The organism is Bacillus sp. NPDC094077, assembly GCF_050279465.1.
Lineage (GTDB): Bacteria > Bacillota > Bacilli > Bacillales > Bacillaceae_G > Bacillus_A.
The window spans coordinates 31324-49490 of sequence record NZ_JBNNUF010000006.1; the positions used below are offsets into that span (position 1 = coordinate 31324).

Here is an 18167-nt window from a genome sequence, read left to right on the forward strand (position 1 = left end):
CGTTTTTGTTGCAAAGTTTAAAAAAACAAGTAAACTACACGGTTATATTTTTATTTGGATAAAACTTATATATAAGTGAAAGGCGAAGTCTTTAATGAGACTCCGCCTTCTGGTATATAAGGATTTATTAATTATCGCTTTACTGTCTAACAGTGTAATCATAGACTCTCTATGTTTTGGGTCACTTTGCAACAGAATTAATATTTCCCTATTTTTGTGGAGTAACAGTTTCCACTTTTAATTCCTTTATCCCTTCTTTTAATGTAACAGCATCTGTTTGTAATGTTTTCCAACTGTCTTTCGCTGCATTCAAATTAGGTTTTAAGAATTTAAATTTATTTTGATCAGCTTTTTGAGCTGCATTCTCAATATGCCCCAGAACGCCCGAATATTGAGAATCTAAGTCATGCCACTGCGTGGACATATAAGTAAGAGCGTTAATAGCATCATCAAGCGCCTTATGCATTTCATTAATATTACTGTAAGCAACTCCAACTACACGATTTAATGTTACTTTATAATCCACGGTCTGACGTAATTCTGCTAATAAAGGCTCTAACTTACCTAAATTATCTCTTGCTACGCCCACTATGATACCGCCAATTATCGGTAGACCCAAAATGGCACCCTTCATTACATTAAACCCATCAGATTCTAATTGTTTATAATAGTTTACTGATCCTAACACTTCTTCTAGACGCTTTTGATCAGCCTCAACATCTGCACCTTGGTTTTTTAAAATCGACTGCAAGAGATCTTTATTGCTTCCAAATGCTCTAACATCTTGTCCAATAGAGTCTCTTAATTTAGTTAATTCTTCTATTAATTGTTGTGCAACCTTTTGATTTTGTTGAATTTCACCTCGTAAATCTGTAATCCCCTCTTTTAAAGTTTCTCCATCCCCTGTATTAATCGCATCTACCATTGTTTCATAATAATTGTCAAATGTTGTATCATATTCAACAATACCCGTCAATGTATCTAAAAGCTGTTTTTTTACTTTCGTATCCCAAGTAACAGCATGTGCTCTTGCATTCTTTTGATCTTGTACAATTCTACCAGGTAAATCTACATATCCATTAATAGTAATTCCTTCAAAATTCACATCTGGATTTTTAATTAACATATAAGAGTAGGCATTCATAGATTTTGCGAATAATCCAGCCTTTTGCAAGGTTTCTTTCATCTTCACGTCATTTGCTGAAAGAGAATCTTCAGTGTTAGTTTGTTGAATTTCACTTGCAAAAGTCGGTACTGGTGAGACTACAGAAGTTGTTGTTAAAGTTAAAAACGCCGATGCAGCAAGTAGTTTGTAAGGGATTTTTTTCATCATTTCATATTCCTCCTATAAAGGTTTTGATTTTTAGTTCTTTGTTTCTTGTGTAAAAGCGATGTCTTTCGAAATGAATTCTGCATCTTTATGAATATCACTCCAACTTTGTTTAGCAGCTTTTAAATCATCAAGTATTAAAGAGAATTTATGTTCTTGCATAGAGTCGATATTATCATGTAAATCTGTATAATTAGCCCCCATTTTATTCCATTGTTGTTGAATATTTGTTAGAGACAGTATCGCTTGATCCACTGTTTGATACAGATCTGTCAAAGTTGCTTTCGCGTTAGTAAGCGAAATAACTGCTTGGCTAGCAGTATCGGCTTTCATACCTAGTTCACCAATTTTTTTAGAAATTTCGTTATAGGAGTCCATATGCTTAGACGCCGTGACACCAGCTGCTGTTCCTAAACCGATACCAGCTGCACCGAGAGCTGCAAGGCCACCAACAACAGCTGGTGTTGCTGTACCGCCAGTCACAACAATTATTACTCCTCCTGCAATGGCTGCAGCAACTAAAATGAATGCTCCCAATCCACCACCAATTGACCATGCTAATACATTGTTAAAATGCTCTGTCTGAGTAGAACGTAGCTTCTCAATTTCAGCTTGAAGTTGTGGAATTAGGGCATTATTTCCGGCTAATAGTGCCGTTAATCCACCTTGTCCATCTGGCCCACCAACATTATTTTTAAACCCTGTAGAATTGTCATACAGTTTTGCTTTGAAGTCTTGTAACATCTTAATTACTTCTGTAACTTCTTTTGAATTTGTATTAATTGTAGTGATTAAATCACCTATGCCCTCTTTTAACTCTGTTTTATCTTTCTTTTGTACAGCAGCTTCCAATACATCGTAATAATTTTTAAATTGTTCATCGTAATTTACAATATTACGTGCTGTTTTTTGAATCTTCGGCTTCGCTGTATCTAACCAATAATTCGCATTGATTCGCGCCAGTTCCTGATTAAGGTGAATACTTTTAATTAATTCAGTCCCTTCTGGACCTAAATCAATATTGGATAAATTTACATTCGGTTGTTTAATCATTGTTTTTGCGTACAAATCCATTACAAGAATATGAGACCCTGTTTGAGCCAATGCTGCCTTCAGTCCTTCAGGCCCTAATGCATAATTCCCTACTTTTTGTTCTTGAGCGGTTTGTTCCTGTGCAAGTACATGAATAGTGTTACCGTTAGTAGCAGTTATAAATGTCGCTAGAGTGGCTACAGCTAACACTTTAAATGGAAGTTTTTTCATAACTATTCTCCTTTTCATTTTTTTGATAGGTTCTTATAATCCTTGTATTATTTTTATTTAATTCATAATATTAAAACTTATAAACTTGTTCTTCAAGGTAACTTGTTATATTTTTTAATTGTCTTAATGTATCTTTTTGAGACTGCTGGTCAGTTGTATCAACATTAGTAGATAATTTTGTAATATTATTTTTGATTAGATTCAAATCTTCTTTATAGCGTTTTAGTAGCTCAAGTTCTACATCCACTTGATTTGCAAATGTATGTAAATCATTTTGCATAATAAGAAGCATAGATTTTTGCAAATCTGCTACTTTTAGACTCTTTGTTAAATCATAAAATTTTTGATTTTGTGCCTCTAAATCAGCTAAATGTGCTCGTTGCTCTGCTGTTAGTTTATTTACCTCAGCGAAGGCACTGTATGTTTTTTTAATTTTTTCAGGATCAATAACTTTCGTCAGGTCATACTCTTTCGTTTTTGTAACTGCAGCTGCAGCTATTTCAGCTTGTTTGCTTTTCTCAATTTCTTCACGAGCTGCTTTTTTAGCTGATTCAATCTCTAGAGCAGATTTACCTTTTTCTGTCGCTTCTTTCTCTGCTTTTTTCTCTGCTTCTAAAATAGAGTTGTTAATTTCTTTTCCTTTGTTATACGCTGCCACTGCTGTTTGAGCAGCCGGTTCAATAATATCTTTTGAAAGATTGTAAACCTCTTTGAATATAACAAACCCTTGTTCATTTAAAGCTCCTGGTAATAATGCTATTTGTTGTAAATCATTTTGAATCGATTTTTGGGTATTTAGTAATTCATTTTTTAGCTGGTCGATTTTCCCTGTTCCATCTGAACTTAGGGCAACCTGCGCTTTTGTCACATCAGTATCGAGATTTTTAAGTTTATTATCAAGCTGTGATTTAAGATCTGTTAATTCATTAATTTGACGTTGTACGTTTTCTTGGTTCGTCGTAGCCATGTCTTGAAGAACTTCAAGTCTATCTAAAAATCCTTCTTTATCTTCTTTCGTGTCCACAAACGCTTTTAATGTTGGATAATAGCTATTAAATTTCGTTACAAATCCTTTACTTTTTGAATTTAATAGAATTAACTGTGGATAGAGTTCCGATGACCATTCTTTCATATCTTGCTTGATTAGGGATTGATTTGTATGTAAAGCCGGGACTTCCTCTAGCTGTACATTAGGACTCATTAAAGATTGATCAATATACGTTTGGATTAATCTAGATTGCGCACCTAATTTTCGTAATGATGAGGAAATATCCATGCTTTCCTGTTGAGTATCTGCCTGAACGATTGGTGTTGCGAGAGTATTGATAGGAATAGCTACTCCAGTTACAATGGATGTTATTAAAAATCCTTTAATTATTTTATTTTTCATTCCGTACACTCCTTTACCACTGTTTTTTATAACTTGATTCATATAACTTGTACGACCTAGCGCTAGGCTCTCTCCTTGTACACGCATGAGGAAGGAGAAGTCTTTCAGATAGGGTGTTATCGTTATTATTTACTTCTAATAGGATGTAAGGATTTTACTTTCATCTCATTTAGATACCCTATTTTTCATAAGTAAACGATAAAAATTCATCAGCTATATTTGAATGAGCTGCCCAATGAATAGTAAAATATTAATTTTTCTCTAGAGTTGCTGTTTAACTTACAGAGCCGCGAAGATAGATAAACCATTGCTTCTACAGTTAATCCTGTCGTGACCTTTTTTAATATCAATTTCATAATATGTCTCTTAGTTTTGTCAGCAAGAGCCTTACAAGACTACAAAAGATGAAATTATACTGTACATTGCTTATACTTTTATTGCGGAATACATTCACTTTTGTTATGCAGAAACTTTGAACACTTTTATTACAAACTTGATCCTTTTGAGATTATAGACCTCTCAAAAATTAACTGATTATTAAGAAAACTCTACTCGACATACTGTTACTTGCAACTTCACTTTACTCCTATTAGCGTAATCTTCTCCTTTCTGTCTGGTCATACCAGTTATGTTGTTCATTAAAACATTAAATTTTCGATGCGTAAATAGCAAAATTTTGTCGATTGTACTCGATAATTTAACTGTTGAGTAATAATATGGGTTAAAAATATTATACCAATATAATTAACTTTAGATTTCACTTCTGTAATTGTAATGATTACAAATTAATGTGTATATGGTTTAAAAATAACTATTTTAGTTTAATCGAGCAGTTTTATTTTAGAAAAAATACTTATAGAATAATTTAATAGGTTTTTTTATACTTTTTTACCTTTATTTAGTTATGTATAATTGCATAAAATATAGATATATCAAGTGATATATGTTATATTGTTAAATTTTATGGAATAATCGCCAATATTACCTCAATAAATACATAATTTATCATTCACTTGAATTCACCATATTCTTCAAAAATATCTTTATATAGTCATAAAAAAACTTTGACATACAATTCATTCCAGCCACTTCAATACTTAAACATAAAGATAATAAACTATTTACTTATCGATCGTTATAACAATAGGTTTTAAAATATAAAAAGGCCGCAAAGCTTTCTTAAAAAAAACTTTGCAGCCTTCTTTTTTGGTTTTCCTTAGAAAAATAATGCCTAGTGTATTCTTTCAAATTAACAACATGGTATAAAGTGAAACTTTAATCAGTGGGGGTTTTGTTCATCCCCCACTGATTATTAGCCCACACCAATCGGGCGTTTACGGGCAGTTATCTCCCACCTAACTTCCTCGCATCCGCCGAATTTTGAGGTGGGAGTCTTACTGCCCGCAAATAGCGGGATAATCGTTTCCATTGTGCTCTTGCTTGGATATATGTTTCATGGACTCTTCAAGAGGTATTTGTTTGAGCTGACGTCAGACCTCATTTCTCCAATTCAGAACCATACCGATGAATCCAGCGCGTAATCGTTATGTAAAAAATATATACGCCTCATTTCCCCATTATTTTTTACCAACTCACGAAAATTGAAGCTGTTCCGTTAACAAAATAATATCAGGTTGATAATTCGTCTATTTGAATACAGGTTCATTTTCCAGACAAATCACATACTCTTTCTAGAGTAATAAGTTCAGTATGTCCAAGTTTTAGAGACTACTTACACCTATGTTTAAGTTTTTACATCGGAACCAGATAACAAGCCTATATTACGGTATATTTTTCACGGTACTGTCTAGGGGTCATGTTAGTAATTTTTTTGAAAACCCTTGTAAAATAACTTTGGTCATTAAAGTTGAGCCAAGCACAAATATCCGATAACGAATAAGTAGTTAGTGTTAATAATTTTTTTGCTTCTTCCACTCGTTCCCTTTGAATATATTCACTTAAAGGAATTCCCATTTCTTTTTTAAATAGTTTAGATAAATAAGTAGGGGTAATATCCAAATGATTAGCAAGTTCATTGAGAGATATTCCATCGTAAACATTTTTATTAATGTGTTTCATACATGTAGTAACCGCGTATGAATACTTTTGTGCATTGTATTCTTTCACACGATCTGCAAAGGTACGTAAAGCGTCTCCTGACAATCGCTTTACAGATTCTACGTTATCTAATTGTTCCAAGGTTTGTATATACAAAATACTATGAGCAAAAGCAATATCTGGTGGCAGGTTTCCTTCTATCGCATATCGAGTAGCTAAGGTAATCGCAATAATTCCAAGGTTTTTTTGGTTCCTGAGTGGATCCTCTATTAACATAAGTTCAACATCTTCTTGTGACACTGCATACATATATTGTATTAACTTTTTTTTATTTCCTTCTTTGATTGCTGAAAAATAATCATGTACTAATGCCATGTTGTGAGTTTTAGGTTTATTTTGTCGGCGTTTTAAAATATATAAATCAGGTTTCACAATTTTATTAGGAACTTCCTCTAGTACTTTATTTTTTTCTAAAACAATGCCTACATCTAACTTTTCATTGAAAATCATGTAATGTAATAAAATTCCCATATCAATTAAAGCAGTTTTTTTAATCTCAGATAAACACTGATAATAGGCTAGTCTTTCTTGAATTTTATCATTAGAGTTAAATTCTTTCTGAAGTTTTAAGGTCATATCATCTGAACCTTTTGGATGTATAGTGGGACCGATTATAATAGTCCCTTTCATATAGTCATGATTTTCTATATGAATTAGGACGAAATTTTCAAGATAGCTGTTACATCTGAAAAGTGGCAAGTTATAGGGATCGTTTTCTTGATAAATATCACTAAGATGTTCTTCTTTTGAAGAATAAAAAGGACTACAAACATCATCCGAAGTAGAATGATATAAAATTTTTTTGTCTGTAGATAAAATGTGCACAGGGGCATTAAATGCCTTATGTGCGAGATCACACAGGTGTTGTATATCGATGGAATTATTCATTACATTCTCCTTTTAAGTAAATTCATTGATAAATTTTAACATAGTTCCTTTATGGATTCATAAATTGTTTTCCGTTAGATATAATTCACGACAAAGTATTACCATAAAATATCAAATTAGTACAATTTACAACAAAATATTACTATATCTTTTTTATGAAAATCATATATTATTTATTTATAATTAGCATCTACATATCGGAGTAGATAGGAAAAGTGTGAAAGAAATAGATTACTTATAAATGAAATTGTATTATATCAGCTTAAGTATTATGGACTTAAAATTATGAATAAAAACAAGACAAGGTTTAAATAGCTTGGAATCACTCGTGTGGGATTTAATTCCCATCGATACCTAAGACATTGATATAACTGTTTAAAATGCTTACAAAGGAATCTGAGATGTCGTTTTTTGATTCACAATCATAATTTTGAAATTTATGTAAAAAATATAATTCCATATATATAGATTTTTTATTACTCCTTTAACTTCGTGTAATCTATATTGTCCTGTTAATTGTTTTCTCTATCATTCACCATGATGGACATGTGGGTCATCTCAAAGTGTCCATTTTCACCTTTCAAGTAGTTCTAATTGGGGTTTTATGGTACTTTTGAGGATTGCGATGGGGTAATGCCATATGCATATCAGCCTAAGAAAGGAAAATATCCCAAATTAAAAAGGCCCTATATGAAAAAGCCTTTTTAATTAATTATTACATGAAGCAAACCCCTTTCCAAGTTTCCCCCATTGAATGATTACATCTTTTTCATTTGATCCCTTTGCCTAATAATTAAAGAATAATCCCAGAAAAACTTCCCTTTAATACTTCTTTTTCAACTTGGTTCGTACATGTAAACGTCGCAATAATCTTTTTACGATTTTTTTCATCGGGTTCAAATTGTTCAATTGTTACGTCACAACGAATCGTATCACCGCTAAAAACGGGGCGTAAAAATTCAAAATCCATCTTACGAGCTAACACATTGTAATCACCACCAACTTTTGTAGGCAGTGTTGATGTTAAAAGTCCTTGTACAACAAATCGTCCTTGTTCATCTGGTGTAACATGGTGGATTCCCTCATCCTTAGATACTTCCGTAAATAAAACAACATCTTCTTTTGTAAAAGTTCGCTCAAAGGTGATTTTTTCGCCTACTTGCAATTTCATCGATACCCCTCCTCAAAAAAACTTTTTAAATAAGAAAAACCGAAACTAAAAATCATTTCGGTTTTTCAAAACTAAAGAAGTCTATTTATTTTAACGAATGAACAAACAACCCGCTGCGCAGTTTCGGTTCAAACCACGTTGATTTTGGTGGCATTACTTCCCCAGCGTCTGCGATTGCTAATAAATCTTCCATTGATGTCGGATATAATGCGAACGCTGCTGTATATTCACCGCTATTCACAAGACGTTCTAGTTCTTCTAGCCCGCGGATTCCACCGACAAAATCGATGCGTGAATCTGAGCGCGGATCATGTATTTCAAGTACTTGGCTTAATAAATGATCTTGTAAAATAGATACATCTAAACCTTTAACGAGATCGTTCGCATCAAACGTTTCCTCTTTCACATTAAGCTTATACCACTTCTCGTTTACATACATGCCAAATGATTTTGGCTCATTTGGTTTATATGGTGAAATCCTTGCTTCCTCCACATAAAAATACTGTGCAATTTGCTTTAAAAACTGTTCCTCTGATAATCCATTTAAATCTTTCACAACTCGGTTATAGTCCCAAATTGATAATTCATCATGAGGGAATAAAACAGATAGGAAGAAATTAAATTCCTCTTCTCCTGTGTAATTCGGATATTGTTCTCTTCTCATAAGTCCAACTTTTGCTGCAGATGCTGAACGGTGATGGCCATCTGCAATGTACAAGTTAGGAATGTCTTCAAACGCATTTACTAAAGTTGCAATTACTTCTTCATCGGCAACTTTCCACGCAACATGCTCCACACCATCTTCTGCTGTAAATTTATAGATTGGCGCATGTTCTTCTTTCCAGCTTGCAATGAAATGCTTCACTTCTTCTTTTGTACGGTACGTTAAAAAAATAGGACCTGTATTTGCGTCACACACATCTACGTGGCGAATGCGATCTAGTTCTTTTTCATGACGCGTTCTTTCATGTTTTTTAATTGTATCATCTTCATACTCGTCAATCGATGTACAAACGACAAGGCCTGACTGCGTTCTTCCTTGCATCGTCAGTTCATAAATGTAAAGCGCTGGCTCTTCATCTTGAACGAACACTTCTTCTTGTATAAATTGCTTTAAATTTTCACCCGCTTTTTCATATACGCGATCATCGTACGGTGAAAGTGCCGGGTCTAAATCGATTTCTGCTTTATCAACGTGTAAGAAAGAATATGGATTCCCTTTTACAACATCTCTTGCCTCTTCACTATTTAATACATCGTAAGGTAAAGCTGCAACTTGCACTGCTTTTTCTTCTACTGGACGAATGGCCCGAAACGGTCGGATTTTTGCCAACTCCCTCTCTCCTTTACACAATCATTCGAACGGCTACAACACCTGAAATTTTTCTTATATTTTCCACAACATTCTCTTTAATTATATCATCAATCCCGTTATCGATATCAATCATTGTATACGCCCAGGAATGTTTACTACGATTAATCATATCGGCAATATTTATATGATGTTCTGCTAAACATCCTGTAATTTGACCTACCATGTTTGGCACATTTTGATGCATAATTGTAATTCGTTTCTTTCCGATATACGGTAGTTCTACGTTTGGATAGTTTACTGAATTACGAATATTTCCTGTCTCTAGATATTCCCGCAATTGACGAGCTGCCATTACCGCACAATTTTCTTCCGATTCAGACGTAGATGCACCAAGATGAGGTGTCGCTGTTACATTTTTCATTTTAATAACATTTTCATTTGGGAAATCAGTTACGTAATGTGTAATAATATCTTCTTCTAACGCTTTTTGAAGAGCCTTTTCATCTACAAGTTCTCCTCTAGAGAAATTGAATAGACGCATTCCTTTTTTCATCGTCTCTATAGCGTGTTCACCAATAATCCCCTTCGTTTGATTCGTAAGAGGAATATGAAGGGTAATATAATCACACGTTGCGAAAATTTCATCTAAACTAAATGCTCTTTGCACATGTGTAGAAAGACGCCAAGCTGTTTCAACTGAAATATAAGGATCGTATCCGACAACATCCATTCCTAAAGCTAACGCATCATTTGCAACTAAAGCACCGATTGCGCCAAGGCCAATAACCCCTAAACGTTTCCCCGCAATTTCTGATCCAACAAATTGTTTTTTTCCTGATTCAACTAGCTGCGGTACTTCTTCGCCTTCTAAATTTTTCGTCCAGCTTACTCCATTAATAATGTTACGTGAAGACATAATAAGACTGGCAATAATGAGTTCCTTTACTGCGTTTGCATTTGCCCCTGGCGTGTTAAATACTACAATTCCCTTTTCTGTACATCGATCTACAGGAATATTATTTACACCAGCACCAGCTCTTGCAATCGCCTTTAAGTCTTTTGAAAACTCTTCTTGATGTAAAGAATAACTGCGAAGTAAAATACCATCTGGATGATCCATTCTATTCCCTACTTCATAGCGCTCTCCGCCAAGGACTTGCAAACCTTTTTCCGCAATTTGATTTAACGTTTGAACACGAAACATATCCCCATCTCCCTATCTATTTTCAAGCTCAAATTCCTTCATATAATCTACTAATTGTTGTACACCTTCCACTGGCATCGCATTGTAGATACTTGCACGCATACCACCTACTGAGCGATGTCCTTTTAACGTAACGAAACCGCGTTCCTTCGCTTTTTGTAAAAACTGATTGTTAAGTTCTTCTGACGGTGTTGTAAACGGAATGTTCATAAGTGATCGATACGTAGGATCAACTGGTGAAGTAAACAATTTAGATTCATCTAAAAAATGATAAAGAAGTGACGATTTCATTCTATTTTGTTCTTCAATCGCAGATACTCCGCCTAGTTCTTTCAACCACTCTAGTACAAGTTTCGTTACATAAATACTAAAGGATGGCGGTGTATTATATAAGGAATTATTTTTACTGTAAGTTTCATAGTTTAACATTGTAGGACAAGGACGATCTGCACCGCCAATTAAATCTTTTTTTATAATAGCAATTGTTAAGCCCGCTGGCCCTAAATTCTTTTGCGCCCCCGCATATATAAGACCAAACTTCGTAACATCATATTGTTCTGATAAAATATTTGAGGACATATCTGCAACAAGCGGCACTCTTTCTAAATGTGGAATGTCCACATATTTTGTCCCCTCAATCGTATTATTCGTTGTAATATGTACATAATCTAGTTTTTCATCATTTAGTAAACCATCCAGTTTAGGAATCGTAGTAAACTTCTCTTGCTCAGAAGAAGCAATCACTTGTACTTCCCCTACTTTTTCTGCCTCTTGTCGTGCCTTTTTAGACCATGAGCCAGTCAGTACGTACCCAGCTTTTTTGTACGTATTCATTAAATTTAACGGTATCATAGAAAATTGTAATGAAGCACCGCCTTGTAAAAATAAAACATCATACTCATCAGGAATGTTCATTAATTCACGAAGTAAGCTGCTCGCTTCATCAATAATACTTTGGAAATAAGAAGATCGATGACTCATTTCCATAATAGACATGCCTGTCCCGTTATAATTTAAAAGCTCCTTTTGCACTTTCTCTAGCACTGGCAAAGGGAGTATTGATGGTCCTGCTGAAAAATTGTACACTCTCTCCATCACCCAGGTAACCTCCCTATTTCTCATTTTATTTTTTAAACTTTCTGAATTATACCTCACAATACAATACACGGTCAATTTCTTTTCTGTTATTACGGCGCAAGACGCAATGGAATCGCTTGCACATGCAAACTATTTTTTATAAGCATACAAAAGAGTGTTAAGTACATAATCGTACTTAACACTCTAATAATAAAAGAATAATAGCTACTTGTTCGTAAAGAACCGATCAAAAATTTGATAAATAGCAGAAAGACCAAAGAGCCAATAGATGGTGTCCACAAGCGCCGGCATAGAACCAAACCATTTCTCAACTACGTTATAATCTAACGCTACAAATAACCAATTCAAACCGCCAAGAATCACCAAAATTATTGTAAGGTAAGACAAAAATTTCATTATGATTGCCCCCTAGGTGATAAGATGGTGAAAGGCCTTTCACTAGAAATATATGTAGTAAACTTCAAAACTTACCTATTTTATAAATTTTTTTTTGCCCCGTATTAACGTGCAGTAAGACTCCCACCTCAAAAATTCAGTTGTAAAACAAAGAAGTTAGACGGGAGTCGGGCTACACGTAAAAGCCCGATTGGTTATCAGTGGGGATGAACAACCCCCCACTGATTAAAGTTTCACTTTATACCACCCATTAATAACTACCTCTGCTTCTTTACTCTGTATTTGATACGCATGCGTACTATCATTAGAGCCAATAAACCAAATTGAAAAACCTTTAAAATACGGTTTCGGTTCTAATACATCTCGGTAAGCGCGCCATCCGTTTAGTTGTACATCTTTTGAAAACACATTTGAAACATTTGGATTCCACGGATTTTGTAGTCCAAGTTCACGTGCTGGAACGTTAAATCCACCAAAGTAAACTGGCTTTCCTGTTGCTTTATGTAATTGTTCCAGTTGCTGAACAACATTTTGCCCACGATTATATACTGTCGTCGCAAATAAACTTTGCTTCACTTCTCCGTACGATGGATTTCTTTTTCCGGAAACTTCAAACCAACTATCGATACTAACAATGTCCACCTTTTTTAAATATGGACGATTTATTTTTTCCACAAATTTCGCTTCATAAGAGGGATCCCAACTTGCCGTTAACCACCAGTTCATTTGATACAAAACATTTCCTTTATACTGCTGACGGACAAAATCAATCGTATCGCTCCAATATCCTTCGGCATATTCCATATTAACGAAGTTAGAAGCAATCTTTAGTCCATACACATTATATTTACTTGTAATAGAATTAAAAATATCTTGTAGAACAACCGTCTTCCAATTCCAGAAGAAATCATTAATATTATTTGGATTCCATTCCGTCTCCCCAACATTCCCTTGCTGAATATACGGGAACGGTTCCACTATAACTTGAATATTACGCTTTAATAATTCTTGAATTAAAATAATAGCTTGTTGCTTTTGCGCCTGATTAATCACCATGTTAGTAGAAGTCACATTCGAAACATCAACTTGAATCGGTACATTTACTGTATTTAAATTTAAGCGCTCCACATCAGCCAATACTTTTGCTACATTTCCAACTTCCCATACCGTTACGTTTCCTGATTTTATTTTTCCAGATTGAACAGTATTAACATCTGCCTGTACATTTCCTTGAAAACAAAAAGAAAACAACATGATAAACACTCCTAAAAAACTTATTAAACTCTTATTTTTCTTCACAACTTTCCCCCTATAATTTTTGGCTTTCCTGATTATTTTATGCAACTTTTCACATATATTCTAGAAAAAATAAATAAGATTTTCATTAATAAAAGTGTTATTCATCCTTTATTCATTACTTATTCATATTAAGCCCCTAAAAATAGTAAGGTAAATAAAAAAAGAACGGATTTCCGCTCCTTTTTTTATCCTTTTACGATTGAAATTATTGCATTCCTTCTGATAACTTAATTGGACCAAATTTTGTTACGTCATAAAAAGAGACCCTTACACATAGTAAGAATCTCTTCTAACATTATCGTGGCTGTAACGTTAATACTTTCCCTTCTATTCCCGCTGTATTCAGCGTAGTCGTATGATACGTTCCATTTACCCAATCATCTATTTGATCATGATACCACTCGCTTCTAAAATGTCCCGACTGCCCTGGTCCCACTATATGATAACCGCTTGACATATCTTTCGTATCAATAACGAATCGCCAAGAAGCCCCATGATATACAATACCGTTATCGTTATAACTTGCTGCTTGAACGGTAACTTGGCTTCCGCCAATTGGAACTGGTTTCTCACGATTAAATGCAAGTAATGCTAATATACTAGATGACTTCGAAATTGGATGTGTAAAAGCAAGTTGATGGTAATCGCCCCACTTCCATTCTCCAACATCGGATCCATACTCCTTCTTTAATTTCTTCATTACATTTGCGTACGATATATGCACAACTTCTGTGAAGCCTCCGTACTTCGTAAACCACGCACTATTTTCACCGTTTATTTGCTTACGGATCAATTCATCGACAACTTGTTGCTTCCCTTCAAATAGCTCCATTACATCTTTCGGTATTTCTTTTGAAAATAACGTATTCGAAACCTCCTTCATTAACAAATGAAAAATTAAGGGTGCCGCTTCACCTTTACTATCGTAAAAATTCCACTTTGTTAATTCTTTGACGCCTTCTTTCTCTACTTCAGTTAAAGCTGTTTTATTTAACTCCTTTAAAAATATAGGAGTAAACTCTTTCCCGTATAAATTCTTTTGATCCATCTGTAAATTTTCTAAATCTTTCACCGTATACTTTTCCTTCTCTTGCAAAAACTCTTGAATACGCATTTGCCTATATGGCTGCGCCCACGTATTACTAATATGATACGGATAATCATCATTAACAATTTTATTATTTGCAGTTGAAATAAACCCTTGTGTCGGATTTATTACTTTTGGTAGCTGATCAAATGGAATATACCCTTCCCATTCATATTCATCTGTCCATCCTGGAACTGGCAAGCTACCATCGCCTTTTTTACGTATCGGTATATTTCCATTCGCTTTATAAGCAATTGTGCCATCATTTGATGCAAACAAAAAGTTTTGCGTCGGTGTGTGAAAATCTTGAAGGGCAGCTTCAAACTCATTCCAGTTTTTTGCTTTATTCATATTTAAAACTGCCTTTAATTCAGCTGAAGGTTCTAAAGCAGTCCATTTCAGAGCAAATACTGTTTTCGTCTTCTCCTTACCCTTATCCGCAAATTCCGAAATAACTGGACCATGCCTCGTAATTGTAACGTTATAAGGAATTGTTTTTCCGTCCTTCACTTTAATAGATTCATCAACAACAGTAGCCTTTTCCCACTTATCGTTATACAAAAATTCATTTTCATTATTAGGATTTCGCTTTTCAATATATAAATCTTGTACATCTGGTCCTGTATTCGTAACGCCCCATGCAATTTCCTTATTATGCCCTAGCATAACACCAGGAACACCTGCGAAAATAACTCCACTCACATTTACATCTTTCATTTCTAACTCTGTTTGATACCAAATGGACGGTGTTGCGAGAGAAAGATGCGGATCATCCGCTAAAATAGGCTTACCGGAAGCGCTCTTCTCACCACTCACAACCCAGTTATTACTCCCATTAAACTCCGGCGGAATTACCGTTTTTGAAAAACTTTGCGCTACATTCACATTTGTATTTTTCAATTCAGCTAGCAATCTAGGTGCATCTTTCGGATATGTAGGAAATAGCTCATTTGCTTGCTCTTCCGGAAGATTTTTCAGCGCCCAATATCGAAACGCTTGTCCGTGCCAATGCCCTCCTAAATCAAAGGCCATATACTTTCCAATTGTTAAAGAATCCACAATTGACCACTTAGCAGGTTCATAACCTAATAGCGTAAATTCAACTGGTAATTTTCTTTCCTCTTTCGCCTCACGTATAAAAGCGTTCACCCCATCAGCAAACGACTGTAAAGCATATTTCGCTTCCCCATCGTATTGACTAACAGACGCTTCCGCTGCTCGCCGTAAACCGAGTGTTCGAAACAACTTATCTCTATCAACAGCTACTTCCCCAACAACTTCACTTAACATTCCAGAAGCCTGCCTTCTACTTAAATCCATTTGAAACAAACGATCTTGCGCTTGTACATACCCTTGCGAAAAATATAAATCATGTGCATTTTCCGCTTTAATATGCGGTACCCCTTTACTATCCCGTTTCACTGTAACAGCATGTTGTAAATCCTCTAGCTTTATCGTTCCATCTATCTTTGGCATAGATCTCAGCGTATATACGTTCAAAAAAATTGCAGTGCAAAGAACCAACAATAGTACAATACTACTAGACCAAATAAAAATTCTCTTTCCCTTACTTCGTTTTTTCTTTATGACGACTTCCATATAACCCCCTCCTTTCTCAAACTATTCGCTTCTATCGTAAAAGAACCTTTTAGAAAAGAAAAAATCCTTACTTTCCCATGCTATGGATCATACAAACTCAATGCCTCTCTCTTACGCACTATTTTCTTTCCTTTACTAAAGTTTACTTGCCCTTTCTTACACCAATTCCTCAAAATCCCCTTTACATAAGCGAACGTTCTCTTATTATTTTCAAACGCAATTTTAAGTGCCTCTAGTACTGTCTCTCCTGAAACTCTTTTCATCCATTCCCTCAATTCCTTTACGATATATGAAGATAGACTACTAAAATTTTGTTCGTAAAACTTATAAACTTCACTATGCGGAGTAGTCTCTTCTACCGTTTCTACCTCTTTCACATCTTCCTTTTCTTCCATAACAGCTTGTGAACTACTATTATCCTCTTCTTTTGGCATACCAAAATGCTGTAGTAATAATGGAATCTTCAATTCTTCTTCAAGACATTTACGTAAAAAACTATGTATGAATCCTTTACTTTTCACAGTCTTTAACTCACGTAACACGCACTTCTCTACATTCGTATTTAAAATGGGATTATAGCGTAGCCAATTTGTAATATATAACTCTTTCGTTTCCGTATCATATAAAATCTTCCCGTATTCAACAAAGCGGTTCAATAACTTTTCAACAGTTTCCATACTGTAACCTGTTTCAAGCTCTGCCAAACGCTGCGGTAATATGTAAATACCACATTGCTTCGTTTTCGTACCAGTTAACAAATATATATAAAAATAACGCTCCTCTGGCGTTAAATCTAATATGAATTCATCTTGCCAAAAGTTCACCTGCACATTCCGGTATACCGCCATCTACTTCCCTCCACTCTTTGCTAGCAAATAGGAAAATTCCAATCCTTCAATATAAATATAGGAATGAGGTAATGGTTTTGGCATTTGAATTCCAAATTTTTTTACTACTACGACGACGGTTTTATTTTTTCGCGCTTTTGTGTTCTTGTAGTTGTTTTTGTTTTGTTTTTGTTTAATGATTTATTACTTGGTAGGTGCTTATAAGGGGCTTGAAGGGGGCTTGAAAGAGGCTTATATAGTGTTTTTATTCTCGTCTAATCATTTCAATCTCTCATCTAATTCTTCATTACACTTCCTCCTACAATATTCGTACATTGTGTACAACTATAAAATTATATTATTCACAAAAACAAAAGCACTGAATTTCTTTAGTAGATAATCCAGTACTTTACGATTGAAAGCTTATAGGTGAAAGTGGCTAAAATTGATAAGGTTAGTTGAAATACACTTCTACAAAAATCATTTTAATAACGATACTATTATAGATACCGAATTATCTATAACTGAACGTTCTGGCCGAGACTTCATTAGTACTGTTAATCCGATTAAAGAAGTGACTAATGTTTGTGCTAATGCTTTAGCGTTCAAATCACTTTGCAGTTCTCCTGACCGAATTCCTTTTGTAATTAATTCTTGAAATATAACTGAGAGATACATTTGATGTTCTCTAGTCAATACTTCAAATTTTTCATTATGAGGAGCAAGCTCAACCATTGTGTTAATACAAAAACAGCCTTTACTTAATTCTTTTTTATATTCCTCTTCCACCATATTTTCAAAAAATGTCCGAATTGCTTCTTTTACAGATTGTTCGTTTTGAAGTTTTGTTCGTATACTAGCTGCATGTAAATTTGTGTATCTCCTTAATGCCGCTTCAAATAAACCCTCTTTATCACCAAAGGCTGAATATAAACTCGGTTTTTGTATTTCCATTTTAGCAGTTAGATCGCTTAATGAAGTAGCAACGTATCCCTTCTCCCAAAAAAGTTGCATAGCAGCATCCAAAGCTTTTTCTTCATCAAATTCGCGTAGTCGAGCCATTTAAAACCCTCTCCTTTCTTCATCTACTTTTTAAAATTATAAAGTGAAACTTTAATCAGTGGGGGTTTTGTCCATCCCTACTGATTATTAGTTGAACCAATCGGGCTTTTACGGGATAAA

At 34.5% G+C, this 18167-nt stretch carries 13 protein-coding genes; all 13 read right to left on the reverse strand.

Annotated elements, in window-relative coordinates:
- Window positions 1-208 precede the first annotated feature (208 nt).
- Complete coding sequence (gene hblB / locus ACQKNR_RS16285; RefSeq protein WP_427318776.1) at window positions 209-1333, reverse strand: hemolytic enterotoxin HBL binding subunit HblB; 1125 nt, start codon at window positions 1331-1333, stop codon at window positions 209-211.
- Between the two features lie 30 nt (window positions 1334-1363).
- Window positions 1364-2593 (reverse strand): HBL/NHE enterotoxin family protein, encoded by a 1230-nt coding sequence (locus ACQKNR_RS16290; RefSeq protein ID WP_427318777.1) that lies wholly within the window; start codon window positions 2591-2593, stop codon window positions 1364-1366.
- Between the two features lie 70 nt (window positions 2594-2663).
- On the reverse strand, window positions 2664-3983 hold the full coding sequence (locus ACQKNR_RS16295; protein ID WP_427319055.1) for an HBL/NHE enterotoxin family protein: 1320 nt from the start codon (window positions 3981-3983) through the stop codon (window positions 2664-2666).
- Between the two features lie 1776 nt (window positions 3984-5759).
- The gene (locus ACQKNR_RS16300; protein ID WP_427318778.1) at window positions 5760-6989 is read right to left on the reverse strand and encodes a helix-turn-helix domain-containing protein; all 1230 of its coding nucleotides are present in this window, start codon (window positions 6987-6989) and stop codon (window positions 5760-5762) included.
- 793 nt (window positions 6990-7782) lie between these two features.
- Window positions 7783-8160, reverse strand: a complete 378-nt coding sequence (locus tag ACQKNR_RS16305; protein ID WP_427318779.1) for a MaoC family dehydratase — start codon at window positions 8158-8160, stop codon at window positions 7783-7785.
- 85 nt (window positions 8161-8245) lie between these two features.
- Window positions 8246-9493 carry a DUF1015 domain-containing protein gene (locus tag ACQKNR_RS16310; RefSeq protein ID WP_427318780.1) on the reverse strand — a complete coding sequence of 416 codons (1248 nt, stop codon included), beginning with the start codon at window positions 9491-9493 and terminating at the stop codon, window positions 8246-8248.
- Window positions 9494-9506: 13 nt separating this feature from the next.
- On the reverse strand, window positions 9507-10679 hold the full coding sequence (locus ACQKNR_RS16315) for a phosphoglycerate dehydrogenase (protein WP_427318781.1): 1173 nt from the start codon (window positions 10677-10679) through the stop codon (window positions 9507-9509).
- Window positions 10680-10691: 12 nt separating this feature from the next.
- Entirely contained in the window at window positions 10692-11774 is a 1083-nt protein-coding gene (serC, locus tag ACQKNR_RS16320; protein ID WP_427319057.1) for a 3-phosphoserine/phosphohydroxythreonine transaminase, read from the reverse strand.
- 207 nt (window positions 11775-11981) lie between these two features.
- Complete coding sequence (locus ACQKNR_RS16325) at window positions 11982-12173, reverse strand: DUF378 domain-containing protein (RefSeq protein WP_193411888.1); 192 nt, start codon at window positions 12171-12173, stop codon at window positions 11982-11984.
- Window positions 12174-12398: 225 nt separating this feature from the next.
- Window positions 12399-13472 carry a glycoside hydrolase family 113 gene (locus ACQKNR_RS16330; RefSeq protein WP_427318782.1) on the reverse strand — a complete coding sequence of 358 codons (1074 nt, stop codon included), beginning with the start codon at window positions 13470-13472 and terminating at the stop codon, window positions 12399-12401.
- Window positions 13473-13767: 295 nt separating this feature from the next.
- On the reverse strand, window positions 13768-16158 hold the full coding sequence (locus tag ACQKNR_RS16335; protein WP_427318783.1) for a penicillin acylase family protein: 2391 nt from the start codon (window positions 16156-16158) through the stop codon (window positions 13768-13770).
- Between the two features lie 80 nt (window positions 16159-16238).
- The gene (locus ACQKNR_RS16340; RefSeq protein ID WP_427318784.1) at window positions 16239-17006 is read right to left on the reverse strand and encodes a DnaD domain-containing protein; all 768 of its coding nucleotides are present in this window, start codon (window positions 17004-17006) and stop codon (window positions 16239-16241) included.
- 459 nt (window positions 17007-17465) lie between these two features.
- Complete coding sequence (locus ACQKNR_RS16345; RefSeq protein ID WP_427318785.1) at window positions 17466-18047, reverse strand: TetR/AcrR family transcriptional regulator; 582 nt, start codon at window positions 18045-18047, stop codon at window positions 17466-17468.
- Window positions 18048-18167: the final 120 nt, after the last annotated feature.

Bases quoted from the DNA above. Each gene is read 5' to 3' on its own strand.
- hblB (WP_427318776.1), bottom strand. From the start codon at position 1,333: ATGATGAAAAAAATCCCTTACAAACTACTTGCTGCATCGGCGTTTTTA.
- ACQKNR_RS16290 (WP_427318777.1), bottom strand. From the start codon at position 2,593: ATGAAAAAACTTCCATTTAAAGTGTTAGCTGTAGCCACTCTAGCGACA.
- ACQKNR_RS16295 (WP_427319055.1), bottom strand. From the start codon at position 3,983: ATGAAAAATAAAATAATTAAAGGATTTTTAATAACATCCATTGTAACT.
- ACQKNR_RS16300 (WP_427318778.1), bottom strand. From the start codon at position 6,989: ATGAATAATTCCATCGATATACAACACCTGTGTGATCTCGCACATAAG.
- ACQKNR_RS16305 (WP_427318779.1), bottom strand. From the start codon at position 8,160: ATGAAATTGCAAGTAGGCGAAAAAATCACCTTTGAGCGAACTTTTACA.
- ACQKNR_RS16315 (WP_427318781.1), bottom strand. From the start codon at position 10,679: ATGTTTCGTGTTCAAACGTTAAATCAAATTGCGGAAAAAGGTTTGCAA.
- serC (WP_427319057.1), bottom strand. From the start codon at position 11,774: ATGGAGAGAGTGTACAATTTTTCAGCAGGACCATCAATACTCCCTTTG.
- ACQKNR_RS16325 (WP_193411888.1), bottom strand. From the start codon at position 12,173: ATGAAATTTTTGTCTTACCTTACAATAATTTTGGTGATTCTTGGCGGT.
- ACQKNR_RS16335 (WP_427318783.1), bottom strand. From the start codon at position 16,158: ATGGAAGTCGTCATAAAGAAAAAACGAAGTAAGGGAAAGAGAATTTTT.
- ACQKNR_RS16340 (WP_427318784.1), bottom strand. From the start codon at position 17,006: ATGGCGGTATACCGGAATGTGCAGGTGAACTTTTGGCAAGATGAATTC.
- ACQKNR_RS16345 (WP_427318785.1), bottom strand. From the start codon at position 18,047: ATGGCTCGACTACGCGAATTTGATGAAGAAAAAGCTTTGGATGCTGCT.